The organism is Methylomicrobium agile, assembly GCF_000733855.1.
In the GTDB taxonomy this organism is placed as follows: domain Bacteria; phylum Pseudomonadota; class Gammaproteobacteria; order Methylococcales; family Methylomonadaceae; genus Methylomicrobium; species Methylomicrobium agile.
Map to the genome: position 1 here is coordinate 2,934,499 of NZ_JPOJ01000001.1, position 16,486 is coordinate 2,950,984.

Sequence of the window (16,486 nt, forward strand, 5' to 3'; positions counted from 1 at the left end):
CTACTTTTTGACGGCCCGCTGCCTTCTGGCCTCCTTCGGGTCGTGCCGGAGCGGCCGGTAGATTTCGATCCGGTCGGCGGCCTTGACTTCTCGATCGAGAGGGCAAGCCTTGCCGAAGATACCGACCGGATTGACGGCCAGATCGATTTCAGGAAAATGGATCAACAGTCCCGACGCCTCGATCGCTTCCCCCACCGTCGCGCCGGCGGGCAATTTCAGGGTCACCAGGGTCTGAACATCGTTTGTCGCATAGGCGACATCTACGAGCACTTCGTCCTGGCCGTTATCGGCGTTATGCATAGACCGCCTTGGCGCGTTCGGTGAACGAAGTGACCATCGTGTTGCAGATCTGGTTGAACACCGTGCCGAAGGCCAGGCTGGCCAGCATGCCGGGCATTTCGAACTCCAGATCCAGTGAAATCTTGCTGGCATCCTCGCGCAGCGGCATGAAGCTCCAGACGCCTTCCAGGTAGGTGAAAGGGCCTTCGAGCAGCGAAACGGTGATTTTGCCGCCGGGATCGATCCGGTTTCGGGTCGAAAACGTTTTCTTGAAGCCGCCTTTCGAAATGGTCAGTTCGGCTTCGACGATGTCGCCTTCGCGTTTCAGAATTCGGCTGCCCGAACACCAGGGCAGGAATTTCGGATACGACTCGATGTCGTTGACCAGATCGAACATCTGTTTGGCGGAAAATCTGACCAGTGCGCTTTTCTGCACAACGGTCATCGTTACAGCACTCCCACCACATGCAGAAAGACGAGGAATACCGCCAGCGGGGCGACATAACGGACCAGCAGCATCCACAGCTTGAACCAGAGCGGCCGGCCCAGGTTCAGTTCCTGTTCGCTGTGCCGAGGGTGCATGATCCAACCGCAAAATACCGCGATGCAGAAGCCGCCGACCGGCAGCATCAGGTTGGCGGTCAGATAATCGATCAAGTCGAAAAACGTCCGCTCGAACAGTTTGACGTCCGACCAGATATTGAACGAAAATACGGTGCCGAGCCCCAATGCCCAGGCCACAAGGCCCGCCTGGGTACAGGCTTTCTCGCGGCTGTAACCCTTGCTCTCGACCAGCCAGGCGACCGCGGGTTCGATCAGCGCGATGGAGGAGGTGAGCGCGGCGATCGCCAGTACGATAAAGAACAGCACCCCGAAAAACCAGCCGCCGGTCATCGAGCCGAACGCGATCGGCAAGGTCTTGAAGATCAGGCCGGGGCCGGAATCGGGATGCAGGCCGTGCGTAAAGACGAGCGGAAAAATGATCAGGCCGGCGAGCAGCGCGACAAAGGTGTCCGCCGCCGCGATGATGATCGAGGTCTTTGCGATCGAAATGTCGGAAGATAAATACGAGCCGTACACCATTACCGAGCCCATGCCGAGGCTCAGCGTAAAAAACGCCTGGCCCATCGCGGTCAATACCGAATCCCCGGTCAGCTTGCTGAAGTCCGGCTTGAACAGGAAGTTGAAACCGTCGAAATAGCCGCTGGTGGTCATCGCATAGCCCAGCAGCAGGATCATCAGGCCGAACAGGCTCGGCATCAGGTAGCGTACGGCCTGTTCCAGCCCGTTGTTTACGCCGCGCACCACGATCAGCAGCGTCGCAATCATGAACAGCGAATGCCAGAACGTCAGGCGCAGCGGATTCGAGACGAAATCGTCGAAAATGTCCTTGATCACGGCCGGGTCGGCGTCGAAAAAGCTGCCGGTAAACGCTTTCAGCACATAAGCGGTGGACCAGCCTGCGATCACGCTGTAGTAGGACAGAATCATCACCCCCGCCGCGACGCCCATCCAGCCCAGATAGTGCCAGTTCTTGTCCGCGCCGGCTTCCTCGGTCAGGATTTCCATCGTATTGATCGGGTCCTGGCGGGTGCGCCGGCCGAGCATCGTTTCGGCCATCATCAGCGGAATCCCGATCAGCGCGACGCACAGCAGGTACACCAGGACGAATGCCCCGCCGCCGTTCGCGCCGGTAATATACGGGAATTTCCAGATATTGCCGAGGCCGACCGCCGAACCGGTGGCCGCGAGGATGAAAGCAAAGCGCGACGACCATTCGCCGTGAATCGTTTTTTTCACATTCGCCATGAGGAGTGCCTATCAGAAGCTATATAAAAAACACTGGATGGAGTTTAATCGAGTAAAATAACAAATTTATTGTTTTACGTCAGTCGAAAATTACAGTCCGCCCCTCATGGCCGATAAAAAATCCAAAAAGAACAAGAGTCAGCAAAATTCCACCATCGCGGTGAACCGGCAGGCGACCCATGAATATTTCATCGAAGAACGCTACGAGGCGGGGCTGGTGCTGGAAGGATGGGAGGTTAAAAGCCTGCGCGAAGGCAAGGTGCAATTGAAGGAAAGCTACGTGAGCATCAAGCGCGGCGAAGCCTGGCTGTCCGGCGCGCATATCTCGCCGCTGCTGTCCGCCTCGACCCATATCAGGCCCGAAGCGGTGCGCGCCAAGAAACTGCTGCTGAACCGGCACGAATTGAACAAATTGATCGGCTCCGTCGAGCGCAAGGGTTACACGATAATTCCGCTCTCGCTCTACTGGAAGCACGGCCGCGCCAAACTCGAAATCGGCCTTGCGAAAGGCAAGCAATTGCACGACAAGCGCGCCAGTGCGAAGGACCGGGATTGGCAGCGCGAAAAAGCCCGGATCATGAAACACGGTTGACGGCTGAGCGGCTGTTGGTATTGCTTTTGAAATTAAACCCATCCTATCTTGAATCTTCATCTCGACTTTCCGATGTCCCTTGCCAAATTTTTAGAAAAAGTTAGAAAAAACGAACCGGTCAGCTTTCAGGACACGATTTCGATAATCAGCGAACACTACGATTATCACCCGGTCGAATTCAGCAACGGCCTGGGCGATCAGCGCCTGGTCAATTCGGCGGGAGTCAACGAAGGATCCTGCAAGATCTTCGCCTTCGCACTGCTGCACGACCTGGATAAACAGCAAACCTTGAGTTTATTTGGCGATTTTTACCGGCAGGAGGTTCTGGCAGATCCCGAAGGCAAAAGCCATCAAAATATCCGCAATTTCATAAAATACGGCTGGGAAGGCGTACAGTTCGAAGAAATGCCGCTGGAAGAAAAATAACTCGAACGGCCTGGCCTGATCTTCCGGCCGCTTAAGGCATCGGAAGGTGTTTTCCGGTGCCTCCCGGCCTTCCGGCCGCAAAGGACATGTGGGGGAACCGAACTTTCTACTCATCATCGATAGCCTTTTATGCTGATTATGCCGACAAGGCCGATCTGAAAGGCAAACTCCAGTCGACGAAAATTGGCTCGAAATCATTACCTTCTACTGCTTGTTATCCCGTCTCGGGACTGAGAACCGTCTTCGGCATGACGCTGGGTCATAGAGTAGTTATCCGTGAACGGGATCAGAAGTCACAGGTTTAACTTTCATTTTTCTTTCGCAATGGCCTCCTGCGGATTCCGTGCGTCCGCCGGCTGTTTTAGCGCGCGAGCGGCTCTCTCCGGATAAGTTCTCGCAATAAGAATGAGGTGTGCGGCGCCCCCCCCCCCCCCGCTCTTGAATCTTCTTTTATTTTCTCCGGACTGATCTTGCGAGTTCGTCTTCCGTTTTTCTATTTATCCACACTATTGATCATACTTATCTTTTAAAAAGTAATGTTGTACTTAGTTGTACATAATGATAAATTTTTTACGTTGCAGCGAATGTTGCGGGGGCCCATTTCAATAAAAAACCTGATGATGAACGGCAGTTCGCTCGACGGCTTGAAGAAAACCGTTATCGGACAAGTTCGGCAGTCAGAAGTCCATTGAAGGAGAGTCGCAGTATTCGATTTTTTGACAAGAAGGCTTTCCATGCGCCATTTAGTCGTTCGCTTATGTACAGTGTTCCGGAAATGATTGACAAATCAACTCTCCGGAATGCTTTTGTATAAATATTGTATAGATTTTTATTTGACGCAGGAGGTGAAAATTGTTAAATTGCAAATACATTCATGCTTTACCAGTGAGTGAGGTCGGCAATAAATAAACTAATTTATCAAAGTGTTGTCAAACTCAGACAGGGAAACAAAATCGAGCGGCCGCTCTTGTTTTTCAGCATATTGAATAATTATTGTAAAGGTTTTCAATCAATAGGCTTTTTTCAATGGCAGCGAGCGGTTAACAACGGACGGTTTTCGGCGCTTCAGATAAGGATGTTTTTATTTTGAGGATATTGCGAGCGTTGATTCAGTAACATTTTGGGGAGGATAGGCAAATGGCTGTCACGATATCGGAAGGATATTTTTCGGAATTGAGGGAAGAGACCGATCAGGAAACCGTCTACCCAGAGTTTGATGGGACGGCGGAAAAACCGGAAAGCTCCACCGTCAATACCGTCAATACGGGGGAGTCGAATATGTTGATTGCAAGGGAGCTGAAAATCCGCAAAGCCGACTTGATCGATGCATTGCTTTGTTCCGTGCTGACTCCCTTGTGGCTGCTTAATGAATATGAACGGCAGTTCGACAAAGAACCTCAGGAAGTCGACGATGAACCGAAGCTATCCTCCGAATTGAAGTCGTCCCTTGTTCTCATTCATCAGTCTTATCAGCGGTTCATTCATGCAGGCGCAGGTCCCGAGGCGCAGGATCTGCGGCAGGCTTTGCAATGGTTTCCCTTTGTATTCAAAGATCTGACGCAACTGGTCGATCTGCACTGCTATGCGGCTCTGCAGGCTACGGAAAGCAGTGTCGGGAGGCGAAAGCTCGGTGCGCGCCTGAGACGACGCAACGCCAGGCGGTGCAGGGCGGATTTCGACGCGATTCTCGAACTCGACCGGCAGCATTTCGGAGCATGGGAATGGCTTTTTCCCGAAAACAAAGACCGCTATGAATATGTTCAGGGCCTGCTTGCGAAGGAACGTCTCTGGCTTGCATCGCGCCAACAGTTGGTAACCGCAAATTCCGGCTTGGTTCTGTATATTGCGAATCAGTACAAAGGCGGTTTTCTGGATTTCGATGATTTGGTCCAGGAGGGCCAGACCGGTTTACTGAAAGCCGCAGACCGTTACGATTATCGGCTTGGATTCAAGTTTTCGACTTACGCGGGTTACTGGATCAGGCAGGCGATTTCCAGGGCACTGTCCCGTTGTGAACGAGTGGTCCGGATTCCGTGCGGACAAATCGGCGTGATCAACAAGTTTTTTCGGGATCGCGAGCAACTCATCCTGCGCCTCGGCAAGGAACCTTCCCTGCAGGATCTGGCCGGGCATACCGGTCTGTCGCTCGAAGAAATCAACAAAATTCTCGCGATTTCGCAGGCGGCGGTACCCATCGAGGCCTCCGCGGAAAATGACGAAGACACCTATGCCCCCATTGATTTTCTCGAACAGCAGGTTTTTTCCACGCCGTTTGGCGTGCTTGCGCAATCCGACCTTGAGCAGTTGATTGAACAAGCGTTCAGGATATTGAGTCCGAGAGAGGCAAAGATCATCAGTCAGCATTTCGGAATCGATACTGAGCGGGAAAAGACATTGAAGGAAATCGGGGCGGAATTGAATCTGACCCGGGAGCGGGTCAGGCAAATCGAGATGGCGGCATTGAATAAAATCAGATCCCATTACGGGGGGCAACTGGGCAATTTTCTGTAAAATATTTCCGCGGACCTTGAAAAAAACAAGGCCGTACTTAATTAATTGATTAAAATAATAAGTTATTCGCCGCCTTGGGCACTTGGTGCGGTGATTTCGGAAGGGAGTCCGGCATGTAGAACTTGAAAATCAGAAAGGGTCAGGAGAGATAAAAATGAAATCCAATCTATATAACTTGCTGTTCTGGTCGATCCTGATCACCGGCTTGATATTGGTATTCAATCGCTTTAACGCGCCCCCGCCGGCAATGGACGGCATCGCTTATTCGGATTTCCTCGCCAAGGTCAAGGCAAAGCAGGTCACGCGCGTCGAAATCATGGGCGACCATGTCAAAATCCGTACCAACGACGGCCAGGATCTGGAAACGATCAATCCCGATGATCCGCACATGATCGACGATCTGTTGGCCGCCGGGGTGCAGATCCGTACCGTTGCGCCCCCCAAACAGTCGTTTTTGATGCAGATTTTCGTATCGTGGTTCCCGATGCTGTTGCTGATCGCGGTCTGGGTGATCTATATGCGGCGTCAACAGGCCGGCGGCGCGGGCAGTTTCGGCAAGAGCAAGGCGAAGCTGCTGGAAGAAGACAAGCGCAAAGTAATGTTTGCGGACGTGGCCGGCTGCGAGGAAGCGAAGGAAGAAGTGGTCGAACTGGTCGACTTCCTGTCCGATCCGCAGAAATTCCAGAAGCTGGGCGGCCAGATTCCGCGCGGGATTCTGATGGTGGGCCCGCCGGGCACCGGCAAGACCCTGCTGGCGCGGGCCATTGCCGGGGAGGCCGGAGTCAAGTTCTTCACCATCTCCGGCTCGGACTTCGTCGAAATGTTCGTCGGGGTCGGGGCGTCCCGGGTGCGGGACATGTTTGCGCAGGCCAAAGAGCATGCGCCCTGCATCATCTTCATCGACGAAATCGACGCGGTGGGCCGCCAGCGCGGCGGAGCCGGCTTCTCCGGCGGCAACGAAGAACGCGAACAGACCCTGAACCAATTACTGGTCGAGATGGACGGCTTCAACGGCAACGAAGGGGTGATCGTGATCGCGGCCACCAACCGCGCCGACATCCTCGACAAAGCCCTGTTGCGGCCCGGCCGTTTCGACCGCCAGGTCAACGTCGGCCTGCCCGATGTGAAAGGCCGCGAACAGATCCTGAACGTGCACATCAAGAAAGTGCCGGCCGGAGCCGACGTCGAACTCAAATACATCGCCCGCGGCACCCCGGGCTTCTCCGGGGCCGATTTGGCCAACCTGGTCAATGAAGCGGCCTTGTTTGCGGCCCGTGCCAACAAACAGGAAGTCACCATGGCCGACCTGGAGAAAGCCAAGGACAAACTGCTGATGGGGGCCGAACGCCACACCATGGTGATGACCGAAGACGACAAGCGGCTGACCGCCTACCACGAAGCCGGGCACTGCATCGTCGGGCGGCTGGTGCCCGAGCACGATCCGGTGTACAAGGTCAGCATCATGCCGCGGGGCCGGGCTTTAGGGATTACCATGTTCCTGCCCGAGCAAGACCAGTACAGCGCCAGCAAGCGCAAACTGGAAAGCCAGATCTCCAGCCTGTTCGGCGGGCGCATCGCCGAACAGATGATCTATGGCGGCGACCGGGTCACCACCGGCGCCTCCAACGACATCGAGCGGGCGACCGAACTGGCGCGCAACATGGTCAAGCGCTGGGGGTTCTCGGACAAACTCGGGCCGCAGGTATACGGCGAAGAGAGCGGCCAGCCGTTCATGGGCTACGCCTCGCCGGGCTCCTCGTTCTCGAACGAGATCGCCCACCAGATCGATGAAGAGATCAAGGCGGTGATCGACCGCAACTACCACCGGGCCGAGCAGATCCTGACCGAGCACGTCGACATCCTGCACCAGATGGCCGAGGCGCTGATGAAATGGGAAACCATCGACAAGCGCCAGATCGACGACCTGATGGCCGGCCAGGAGCCGCGGCCGCCGCTCGACGACAGCGATGCCTCCGGCCCCACGGCTTTGCACAAACCCGATAAGGGCGACGATAAGACCGTAAACGTAAATAAAAATAAACCGGTCGGACAGGTTTGAGGTGCGCTCATTACGGGGGGCTCATTACCCCCCTTTTTTTCGCCGGATGAATTTCGGGTAATGGGGTGTTGGCTTTTATCCCGGATAGGCGAGGTGATTCCGGTCGAAGCGAGAAGATCGGCCCTTCCCCTGACTCCGGAATAAGCCGAACCGTATGGATGTGTTTTCAAAACCAGAGTTTCTGCCAAGGCGCTTTAAAGTAGAGGATGGGCAACGCTGAGTCGCCCATCGAGTCTAATTTTATGCGCGCTTTTTGCCTTTCTGGATTTCCAGTTCGTCAAGATAACTTCGAAAATGCGCGAAGTTCTGCATTTTGACCACGCCGACTTCATTCAGTATGGATTCGTAATGGGGGGCTGCACGGCCTCCCACGATGATTGCAACGTCAATGCCTACCAGTTTCCTTAGCTTTCTCAGTTCTTTCGGCACCACATTGTCGCCTGCGTAGGAACTGACGCTGAGCGTAACGGCTGCCGCATCGGTAAATTTGGCCGCGGCCGCGATTTCTTCAGCCGGTAGATTCGCGCCTAAATAGGTGACTTGCCAACCTTTCAATTCGGCGATAATAGCCGCCAGCAGTGCGCCGAGTTCGTGCAATTGGCCGACGGGCGTGGTAACGACCATTTTGGGCGCTGAAGGCGGGCAGGGTGCATTGTTACGCAATAAATAGATCAGCGAGCGAATGATCGAAGAGGCCATATGTTCGTGCACGGGCCGAAGTTCGCCGGTTTTACAGCGCTCGCTGATCAGGATAAACAAAGGATCCAGCAAATTTTCGATAAAATTCTGGATGCCGAATTCGACGATTGCGTTTTCGAAGTGCGATTCCAGGGTTTTGCCGTCGAATGCGATGACAGCCGCATAGCACTTGTGGATATATTCTTCCGCTAACGCTTTGTTGGGATGCACAGGCGTAATCGGGATCAGTTTGGTCGGCATTACTGCCTCTTCGGCTTGCAGTAATTTTTTCAGCTCATCGAGCGAGTAGTGGGCAATGCGGCTGATGTTGTGGCCATGGGTCGTGGCCTGATTCAGGAGCGTCAGGCGGGTAATGTCCTGTTCGGTATAAATGCGATGCCCCCCGGCCGTGCGGGTTGGAGTGACCGCCTGATAGCGCCGCTCCCAGGCTCTGACCAGTTCGGTTTTGATGCCGGATCGTTTGGCGACAGTGCTGATCGAATACTGTTCCGGATTGTCCTTAATATCAGTCATATCGGTCGGTGAGTAAGAAGATTAGGCATCAGGCGGCTGAAATTCCATGCCTATCGTTCAATTATAGTGTAAGTTATTGATATTTAAAAAGCGTTGGCGATTGTTCAGGCATTATACCATCATGTTGAACAAAAGTTAGACGAATCTTGGATTTCGCTCTGTATGTTGAATCTAAGAGCACCGGTTTGTTTATGAAAAAACGGATTGATTTTTTGATTGTCGGATTCGGCCTTGCCGGCGGCTTGCTGGCCTGGGAGCTCATGCGGCGCGGCGGCAGCGTTCTGGTCGTCGACCGCGGAGATCTCAATGCTTCGCAAGTGGCGGCCGGTCTGATTAATCCGCTCACCGGCCGCCGCTTCGTCAAAACCGAAGAGGTCGACCGATTATTGCCTGCCGCGAAAGATTTTTACCAGGTAATCGCCGAGGCGTTCGGCCGGTCTTTTTTTATCGAAAAGCCGATGCGCCGCGTGTTCTGCAGCAGCGTCGAGGCCGTTCATTGCCGGAAACGGCTTCAGGATGACGCGTACCGGCCTTATTTAGGCAATATATACTCTTCCACGGCAAGCGGCGAAGGTTATCCGGGGTATCTGGAGCAGAAACAGACCGGCTATTTGCTGATCCGGCCGTTATTGGCCCGCCTGCAGGAATTCTTGCAAAGTCGTCAGGCTTATCTACAGGCCGCTTTAGACTATCGGGAGATTCGCCTGGATGCCGAACCCGGCTGGCGGGATTTCAGCATTCGGAAAGTGATATTTTGCGAAGGGTTTCATATGCGGGATAATCCCTGGTTTTCGTGGCTGCCGCTGCAGCCTGCCAAAGGCGAAATCCTGACTCTTGAGCACCACCTTGCCATACCCGACCGGATGTTGAACGACGGCCATTGGCTGATCCCGATCGGTGACAGGCGGGTACGCATCGGCGCAACCTTCGATCACGGCAATGTCGATACGCATGTCACCTCTGCCGCGAGAATGGAATTGGCTGAAGCGGGGGAGAGGCTTTTTGCCGGCTTGCGGAATGCCGGCCCGATCGCGCACGAGGCGGGTGTCCGCCCGTGTACGATGGACAGGCGGCCTTTTGTCGGCAGCCATCCGCGTTATTCTTATTTGAGTATTTTCAACGGGTTCGGCACGAAAGGCAGTCTGTCCATTCCGTGGCATTGCCGCCGTTTTGCCGATTATCTGTTAACGGGCGAAGCCTTGCCCGAACGTTGCGATATTAGACGCTATGAAAAAACGCATTTCTTTGGTTGATATAGCGCATCAACTGGTCGGTGCGCGGCTCTACCCGGGTGCGGTCGCCGTCGATGCGACGGTCGGGAACGGTTATGATACGCTGTTTCTGTTACAGAAAGTCGCGCCGGCGGGCAGGGTCTACGGTTTCGATATTCAACAGTTGGCTCTTGAATCAGTGCAAGATAGAATGGCAAACCCTGATTTTCGGGATTGCCTAACCCTGTTTCATCGCAGTCATGCCGAAATGGATGAAATGCTGCCTCAGGCGCAGCATGGCCTGGTCAGCGCCGTGATGTTCAATCTCGGCTATTTGCCCGGTGGCGATAAATCGGTAATCACCCGGGCCGAGTCGACATTGGCGGCGTTATCGGCCGCAAGCCGGCTGCTGAGTCCTGAAGGAATCATCACGATCGTCGCCTATCCCGGCCATGTCGGCGGCGCACAGGAATGCGAACAGGTCCGGCAGTGGTGTGCGCGGCTGGACTCCGGACGCTTTGAATTTGAGCTGATCGAGGCTAAACCGGATGATCGGGCCGCCCCCCGGCTTTTTGCGGTGAACCGGAAGTTTTAAGCGCCGCCGATGGTTTTTTGCTGCGGCATGCTGTCAAGCGAAGCCGGCAGATCTGTTTGATAAAATATATTTCCCTTCCCGTACACCTTATGGCCAACAAAAATTATCAAAAACCTTCACCGCAAACCCAGGAAGAGGCGATGAAAATCGCCCGGGCTACCCAGCGGCCGGCGCAGACGAAAGAACAGACCAAACTGATCGCCCAAGGCATCCAGAAAGGCATTGAGCAGTATAAAAAACAGCAAAAGGAAAAATCCCGCGAACTGAACAAGCGACGCAAGAAAGCCGCGCATTCGAGCGGGCCGGAATCCGAGCAAGCGGAAACCGGCCCGTCGACCCGAGAAACGATCGTTTACGGACAGCACTGGCTGCCCTGGTTGCTGCTCGGATTGACCTGGCTTGGTATCGGCGTTTACCGGATGATGCGCTGAAAGGCCGCCACTCTCTCCGGATCGTTCAGCAGAGTTAAAGGGTTGAATCAGACCTGCCAGGTCTTCATCGGCAAGTGATGGCCCACCCTGCCTCAGGAAGAGGTCAGTTGCTTGTCTGAATCGGAGGCGGGTTTGGGCGCAAACAGCCGGGAGCACAACAAGCCCGCTTCGAACAGTAGCCACATCGGTACCGCCAGTAAGGTCTGCGAAATCACGTCGGGCGGGGTCAGCACCATCCCGATCACGAAAGCGCCGACAATCACATAGGGGCGCTGTTCGGCAAGGTTGCGCGGCGTCACGAGGCCGGCCCAGACCAATACGACCGTAAAAATCGGTACTTCGAAACAAATGCCGAAAGCGAAAAACAGGGTCAGCACGAAGTCGAGATAGTGGCTGATGTCGGTCATCACGGTCACGCCGGCGGGCGCGACCGCGGTCAAAAACTGGAACATCAGCGGAAACACGGCGAAATACGCGAACGCGACGCCGAGAAAGAACAGCAGGGTGCTGGCGATCAGCAGCGGCAGGATGAAGCGCCGTTCGTGCTGATAGAGTCCCGGCGCGACGAAGGCCCAGAACTGGTACAGCAGATACGGAATCGAGATGAAGATCGCGACGACCAGCGCCAATTTAAAGGGTGTAAAGAACGGCGAGGCGACTTCGATTGCGATCATGCTGCTGTTGGCGGGCATGTACTTCATGAGCGGGCCTGCCAGCAGCGCATAAATATCGTTTGCGTAATAGCTGAGCGCCAGGAAGACCACCAGCACGAAGATGACTCCCCGCAGCAGGCGGTTGCGCAGTTCGATCAAATGGCCCAGGAAAGGCATTTCCTGGCCGTCGTTCGGGTTATTTTTCATGATGCTGCTCTGCGTCCGGCTTCAGGCTGTCTTGCGGCAGACTTTCGAGAGAGGATGGGAACGAACGGGCGGCGCCGCGGGTTTCATCGATCAGGTTTTGCAGTTCTTTCAAGTCGTCCTGTTCTTGTAAAGCCTGCCGCATTTCCTCGGCATGAAGCTCGGCGCTGATTTCGGCCTTGGCGGCGGCAATCATCCGCCGGGTCTTGCCGATCCAGTAGCCTGCAACCCGGGCGACTTTGGGAAGCCGCTCCGGCCCGATCACCAGCAGGCTGACCAGCCCGACCATGACGATTTCGGAAAAGCCTATTTCGAACATCGTCAGGTTTTTTCCTGATGTTTGGCGACCGTTTCGCCTTCGATCGGCGGCTTGTCCTCGGCTGGAAGCGTCGGATTGTCCTGGTCCTTGACCGCGTTACGAAAGCCTTTGATGGCCGCGCCCAGGTCGGAGCCGACATTGCGCAACCGTTTGGTGCCGAATAGCACCACCACGATCAGCAACAAGACTAATAATTCGGAAATGCTGATGCCCATGGGCTAACCTCTTTCAGACAGGTGGGAATGATGATTGGATTTCCGGTATTGCCGCCGTTGGCACGGGATTCATTCAAGGAAGCCCCGGTGCCATTATCGTGAAAAGGGATATCGAAGGCCGGGCGGACAGTTTTTCGAATCCGTACCGCAGTGAAATTTCGGCTTATTTTTGCCGCTGTGCCTTTTCTTCGATGCCCGACAGTCCGAAACGGCGCTGCAGCTCGTTCAACACATCGTCCGGCCCCAGTCCTTGTTGGGCCAGCAGCACCATGCAGTGAAACCACAAATCGGCCGTTTCGTAGACGATTTGCTGCTTGTCGCCGCCTTTCGCGGCGATCACCGTTTCGGTCGCTTCCTCGCCGATCTTTTTCAGGATCGTGTCGAGCCCCTTTGCGTAAAGGCTCGCGACATAGGATTTCTCCGCCGATTGCTGTTTGCGCTGTTCCAGCACGTCCGCCAGTTGCCGCAGTATTTCGCTCATGATATTCGATAGATAGCTTCGGGATCTTTCAGTACCGGTTCGACCGGCTGCCATCGATCACCCTGCAGTTGCCGGTAAAAGCAGCTTTCACGTCCGGTATGACAGGCAATGCCGCCTTGCTGTTCAATTTTGAGCAAAACGACGTCTTCGTCGCAATCGAGGTAGATGCCGAGCACTTTTTGCCGGTGGCCGGATTCTTCGCCCTTGCGCCACAACTTGTTCCGCGACCTGGACCAATACACCGCGTAGCCTTCGGCGGCCGTCAGGCGCAGCGATTCGCGGTTCATCCAGGCGAACATCAATATTTTGCCGCTGTCCGCCTGCTGGGCGATCGCCGGCACCAAGTCGTCGGCGGTCCAGCGGATTTCGTCGAGCCAGGCTTCGTTCATGTCAGCCTTACCTCGATCCCGCGCGCGGCCATGTGCGCTTTGGCCTGTTGAATCGAATATTCGGCGAAATGGAAGATGCTGGCGGCCAGCACCGCATCGGCCTTGCCTTCGACAATGCCGTCCACCAAATGATCCAGATTGCCGACGCCGCCCGAGGCGATCACCGGAACGGTGACCGCTTCGCTGATCGCGCGGGTCAATGGCAGGTCAAAACCTTCGCGGGTGCCGTCCCGGTCCATGCTGGTCAGCAGGATTTCGCCGGCGCCGTAATCGACCATCTTTTTTGCCCAGCCGATCGCTTCGATGCCGGTCGGTTTGCGGCCGCCGTGCGTAAAGATTTCCCAACGGTTTGGTTCGTCGGAGGCGGAGACTTTTTTCGCGTCGATCGCGACGACGATACACTGCGAACCGAAGCGTTCGGCCGCTTCGCGTACGAACTCGGGATTGAACACGGCCGCGCTGTTGATGCCGACCTTGTCCGCGCCGGCGTTCAGCATCCGGCGGATGTCGTCGAGCGTGCGGATGCCGCCGCCGACCGTCAAGGGAATGAAAACTTCGCCGGCGACCTGTTCGACCACATGCACCATCGTGGCGCGGTTGTCGTGGGTTGCGGTAATGTCCAGAAAAGTGATTTCATCCGCGCCTTCGCGGTCGTAGCGCCGGGCGATTTCGACCGGATCGCCGGCGTCGCGGATATCGACGAACTTGACGCCCTTGACGACGCGGCCGTTGTCGACGTCCAGGCAGGGAATGATGCGTTTGGCAAGGCTCATAATGATTAGAATGATTCGGCCAGTTTTTCCGCTTCGGCGAAATCAAGCGTGCCTTCGTAGATCGCGCGGCCGGTAATCGCACCGATCACGCCGTCGACGGCAATCTCTCCGAGCGCGCGGATGTCGTCGATATTGGTGATGCCGCCCGAGGCGATTACCGGAATCCGGATCGCGCGCGCAAGCCGCGCAGTGGCTTCGATGTTCACGCCGGACATCATGCCGTCGCGCGAAATATCGGTGTAGATGATCGCTTCGACGCCGTCTTCCTCGAAATGCTGGGCGAGGTCGATCACGTCATGGCGGGACAGTTTGGACCAGCCGTCGATCGCGACCTTGCCGCCTTTCGCGTCGAGTCCGACGATGATCCGGCGCGGATATTCGACCGCCATGTCGCGGACGAAATGCGGCGCATTGACCGCCTTGGTGCCGATGATCACGTATTCGACGCCCGCATTCAGATAAGCCTGAACCGTCTCTTCGTCCCGGATGCCGCCGCCGATTTGAATCGGTATGTCCGGAAAGGCTTCGACGATCGCATGAATCACGTCCGCATTGCGCGGTTTGCCCGCGAACGCGCCGTCCAGATCGACCAGATGCAGCCGTCTGGCGCCCAGGCCGACCCAGCGGCCCGCGACTGCGACCGGATCCTCGGAGAATACCGTATCGTCTTCCATACGCCCCTGCCGCAAACGGACACATTTGCCTTCTTTCAGGTCAATAGCAGGTATCAACAACATACGCGGATTTCCTCAACAGCAATTTTTATAATAATTAATGAAAGATCAGTAAGATAAAAGTCAATCAACAGGACCAGCGCAAAAAGTTGCGCAGCAGCTGCAAGCCGGCCGTCTGGCTCTTTTCGGGGTGAAACTGCACCGCGAAAATATTGTCCTGCGCCAGTGCGCAGGCGAAAGTTTCGGGGTAGGCGCTGGTGGCGGACGTCGTATTGGCGTCGTCGGGCCGGGCGTAATAGCTGTGTACGAAGTAGAACCGGCTGTCCTGCGGAATGTCCTGCCATAGAGCGTGCGGGATCTGATGGACCTGGTTCCAGCCCATATGCGGAATTTTGAGCGCATGGCCGTCGCTGTCGGCCAGATTCTCGGTGAAACGGACCACATGTCCCGGGATCAGCTTCAGGCCCGAGATGCCGCCGTTTTCCTCGCTGTCAGTCAACAACGCCTGCATTCCGAGGCAAATGCCCAGCAGCGGCTTGGCTGCGGCGACCCGGCGAATCACCGCGTCCAGTCCGCTTTCGTTCAAGGCGCGCATGCAGTCGCGGATCGCGCCGACACCGGGGAAAACCACCCGGTCCGCGCCGAGAATGGTTTCGGAGTCGGCGGTGCAGATCACTTCGGTTTCAGGATCGGCATGCTGCAAGGCTTTGACGATGGAATGCAGATTACCCATTCCGTAATCGATAACAGCGACGGATGACATAAGATTAAGACGAAAGGCTCGGACTAAAAGGAAAAAAATTCAGGGATCATTGCCGATAAAATGTGCTGGAGATGCGCGTGGTTAAAGGCTGCCTTTCGTGGAGGGCATGATGCCGGCCATGCGCGGGTCGTGAGCGACCGCCATTCGCAGCGCGCGTCCCAGGGCTTTAAAGATCGTTTCGGCGATGTGATGGGCGTTGACGCCTTTCAAATTATCGATGTGCAGCGTCACTCCGGCATGGTTGACGAAACCCTGGAAAAATTCCCTGAACAGATCGACATCGAAGCGTCCGATCATGGCGCGCGGAAATTTGACTTCATAGAAGAGCCCCGGGCGGCCGGACAGATCGATTGCGACACGCGAGAGGGCTTCGTCGAGCGGTACATACGCATGGCCATAGCGAACGATGCCTTTCTTGTCGCCGACCGCCTGCGCGAAGGCTTGGCCGAGCGTGATGCCGATGTCTTCGACGGTATGGTGCGCGTCGATTTCGAGATCGCCTTGCGCATCGACCTCGATATCGATCAGGCCGTGCCTGGCGATTTGATCCAGCATGTGGTCCAGAAACGGAACGCCGGTGACAAACCGGGCTTTGCCGGTCCCGTCCAGATTCAGGCTGATCTTGATTTGCGTTTCGAGCGTGTTGCGTTCGACGCGAGCAGTGCGTGGGTCCATGATTCGGTTAAAAGAAGCTATATCGGCCATTTTACTATGAACTGAAGTGTTTTTGCAGCAGTTGTTCGCTTTGACCGCCAATGCCGGTTGGCTGCGGGTCAGAAAAGGAAAACGGCGTCAGCGATTATCCGGCGAATTCAAATGCGAATTAAGAGCTAAAGGCTGTTACGCTGTGAAAGCCCCCCTATAAAATCCCCCCTGCCCCCCTTTTTCAA

At 55.5% G+C, this 16,486-nt stretch carries 20 protein-coding genes; 7 read left to right on the forward strand and 13 right to left on the reverse strand.

Features of this window, described 5'->3' with window-relative positions; all coding sequences use genetic code 11:
• The 3 genes from CC94_RS0113860 to CC94_RS0113870 are packed head-to-tail and all read right to left on the reverse strand — an operon-like array spanning nt 1 to nt 2,088.
• Nucleotides 1-300 carry an RnfH family protein gene (locus CC94_RS0113860; RefSeq protein ID WP_005370738.1) on the reverse strand — a complete coding sequence of 100 codons (300 nt, stop codon included), beginning with the start codon at nt 298-300 and terminating at the stop codon, nt 1-3.
• Nucleotides 293-724 (reverse strand): type II toxin-antitoxin system RatA family toxin, encoded by a 432-nt coding sequence (locus tag CC94_RS0113865; protein WP_005370739.1) that lies wholly within the window; start codon nt 722-724, stop codon nt 293-295. Before CC94_RS0113865 ends, CC94_RS0113860 begins: the two co-directional genes overlap by 8 nt.
• A 2-nt stretch (nt 725-726) precedes the next feature.
• Nucleotides 727-2,088, reverse strand: a complete 1,362-nt coding sequence (locus tag CC94_RS0113870; protein WP_005370740.1) for a sodium-dependent transporter — start codon at nt 2,086-2,088, stop codon at nt 727-729.
• A gap of 106 nt (nt 2,089-2,194) precedes the next feature.
• On the opposite strand from CC94_RS0113870, the gene smpB reads away from it, so the two are divergent.
• From smpB to ftsH, 4 genes are all read left to right on the forward strand, one after another.
• The gene (gene smpB / locus CC94_RS0113875; protein ID WP_005370742.1) at nt 2,195-2,680 is read left to right on the forward strand and encodes an SsrA-binding protein SmpB; all 486 of its coding nucleotides are present in this window, start codon (nt 2,195-2,197) and stop codon (nt 2,678-2,680) included.
• Nucleotides 2,681-2,752: 72 nt separating this feature from the next.
• Nucleotides 2,753-3,106: a HopJ type III effector protein gene (locus CC94_RS0113880; RefSeq protein WP_005370744.1), complete on the forward strand. Its 354-nt coding sequence runs from the start codon at nt 2,753-2,755 to the stop codon at nt 3,104-3,106.
• Nucleotides 3,107-4,243: 1,137 nt separating this feature from the next.
• Nucleotides 4,244-5,617 carry a sigma-70 family RNA polymerase sigma factor gene (locus CC94_RS22435; RefSeq protein WP_051911509.1) on the forward strand — a complete coding sequence of 458 codons (1,374 nt, stop codon included), beginning with the start codon at nt 4,244-4,246 and terminating at the stop codon, nt 5,615-5,617.
• Between the two features lie 154 nt (nt 5,618-5,771).
• Nucleotides 5,772-7,676 (forward strand): ATP-dependent zinc metalloprotease FtsH, encoded by a 1,905-nt coding sequence (gene ftsH / locus CC94_RS0113890; protein ID WP_005370748.1) that lies wholly within the window; start codon nt 5,772-5,774, stop codon nt 7,674-7,676.
• A gap of 240 nt (nt 7,677-7,916) precedes the next feature.
• On the opposite strand, the gene CC94_RS0113895 is transcribed toward ftsH, so the two are convergent.
• Nucleotides 7,917-8,888 carry a MerR family transcriptional regulator gene (locus tag CC94_RS0113895; protein ID WP_005370750.1) on the reverse strand — a complete coding sequence of 324 codons (972 nt, stop codon included), beginning with the start codon at nt 8,886-8,888 and terminating at the stop codon, nt 7,917-7,919.
• 191 nt (nt 8,889-9,079) lie between these two features.
• Between CC94_RS0113895 and CC94_RS0113900 the strand changes: the two genes are divergently transcribed.
• From CC94_RS0113900 to CC94_RS0113910, 3 genes are all read left to right on the forward strand, one after another.
• On the forward strand, nt 9,080-10,141 hold the full coding sequence (locus tag CC94_RS0113900) for an NAD(P)/FAD-dependent oxidoreductase (protein ID WP_005370753.1): 1,062 nt from the start codon (nt 9,080-9,082) through the stop codon (nt 10,139-10,141).
• Nucleotides 10,116-10,694, forward strand: a complete 579-nt coding sequence (gene mnmM, locus CC94_RS0113905) for a tRNA 5-(aminomethyl)-2-thiouridylate-methyltransferase MnmM (protein ID WP_005370755.1) — start codon at nt 10,116-10,118, stop codon at nt 10,692-10,694. The genes CC94_RS0113900 and mnmM overlap by 26 nt, the downstream gene beginning before the upstream one ends.
• Before the next feature lie 89 nt (nt 10,695-10,783).
• Nucleotides 10,784-11,125: a DUF2956 domain-containing protein gene (locus CC94_RS0113910; RefSeq protein WP_005370757.1), complete on the forward strand. Its 342-nt coding sequence runs from the start codon at nt 10,784-10,786 to the stop codon at nt 11,123-11,125.
• Nucleotides 11,126-11,217: 92 nt separating this feature from the next.
• Here the strand turns inward: CC94_RS0113910 and tatC are convergent, their stop codons facing one another.
• The 9 genes from tatC to hisB all read right to left on the reverse strand — a co-directional run bounded on the left by tatC (nt 11,218) and on the right by hisB (nt 16,271).
• Nucleotides 11,218-11,985, reverse strand: coding sequence for a twin-arginine translocase subunit TatC (tatC, locus tag CC94_RS0113915; protein ID WP_005370759.1), 768 nt, complete (start codon nt 11,983-11,985; stop codon nt 11,218-11,220).
• On the reverse strand, nt 11,975-12,301 hold the full coding sequence (tatB, locus tag CC94_RS0113920; protein WP_005370761.1) for a Sec-independent protein translocase protein TatB: 327 nt from the start codon (nt 12,299-12,301) through the stop codon (nt 11,975-11,977). Before tatB ends, tatC begins: the two co-directional genes overlap by 11 nt.
• Before the next feature lie 2 nt (nt 12,302-12,303).
• The gene (gene tatA / locus CC94_RS0113925; protein WP_005370763.1) at nt 12,304-12,516 is read right to left on the reverse strand and encodes a twin-arginine translocase TatA/TatE family subunit; all 213 of its coding nucleotides are present in this window, start codon (nt 12,514-12,516) and stop codon (nt 12,304-12,306) included.
• Between the two features lie 163 nt (nt 12,517-12,679).
• Nucleotides 12,680-12,997, reverse strand: coding sequence for a phosphoribosyl-ATP diphosphatase (locus CC94_RS0113930; protein WP_005370764.1), 318 nt, complete (start codon nt 12,995-12,997; stop codon nt 12,680-12,682).
• On the reverse strand, nt 12,994-13,386 hold the full coding sequence (gene hisI, locus CC94_RS0113935; RefSeq protein ID WP_005370765.1) for a phosphoribosyl-AMP cyclohydrolase: 393 nt from the start codon (nt 13,384-13,386) through the stop codon (nt 12,994-12,996). Before hisI ends, CC94_RS0113930 begins: the two co-directional genes overlap by 4 nt.
• Nucleotides 13,383-14,159, reverse strand: coding sequence for an imidazole glycerol phosphate synthase subunit HisF (gene hisF / locus CC94_RS0113940; protein ID WP_005370766.1), 777 nt, complete (start codon nt 14,157-14,159; stop codon nt 13,383-13,385). The genes hisI and hisF overlap by 4 nt, the downstream gene beginning before the upstream one ends.
• 5 nt (nt 14,160-14,164) lie before the next feature.
• Nucleotides 14,165-14,896: a 1-(5-phosphoribosyl)-5-[(5-phosphoribosylamino)methylideneamino]imidazole-4-carboxamide isomerase gene (gene hisA / locus CC94_RS0113945; protein WP_031431324.1), complete on the reverse strand. Its 732-nt coding sequence runs from the start codon at nt 14,894-14,896 to the stop codon at nt 14,165-14,167.
• A gap of 64 nt (nt 14,897-14,960) precedes the next feature.
• Nucleotides 14,961-15,596, reverse strand: a complete 636-nt coding sequence (hisH, locus tag CC94_RS0113950; protein WP_031431325.1) for an imidazole glycerol phosphate synthase subunit HisH — start codon at nt 15,594-15,596, stop codon at nt 14,961-14,963.
• Nucleotides 15,597-15,677: 81 nt separating this feature from the next.
• Complete coding sequence (gene hisB, locus CC94_RS0113955) at nt 15,678-16,271, reverse strand: imidazoleglycerol-phosphate dehydratase HisB (RefSeq protein WP_005370770.1); 594 nt, start codon at nt 16,269-16,271, stop codon at nt 15,678-15,680.
• Nucleotides 16,272-16,486: the final 215 nt, after the last annotated feature.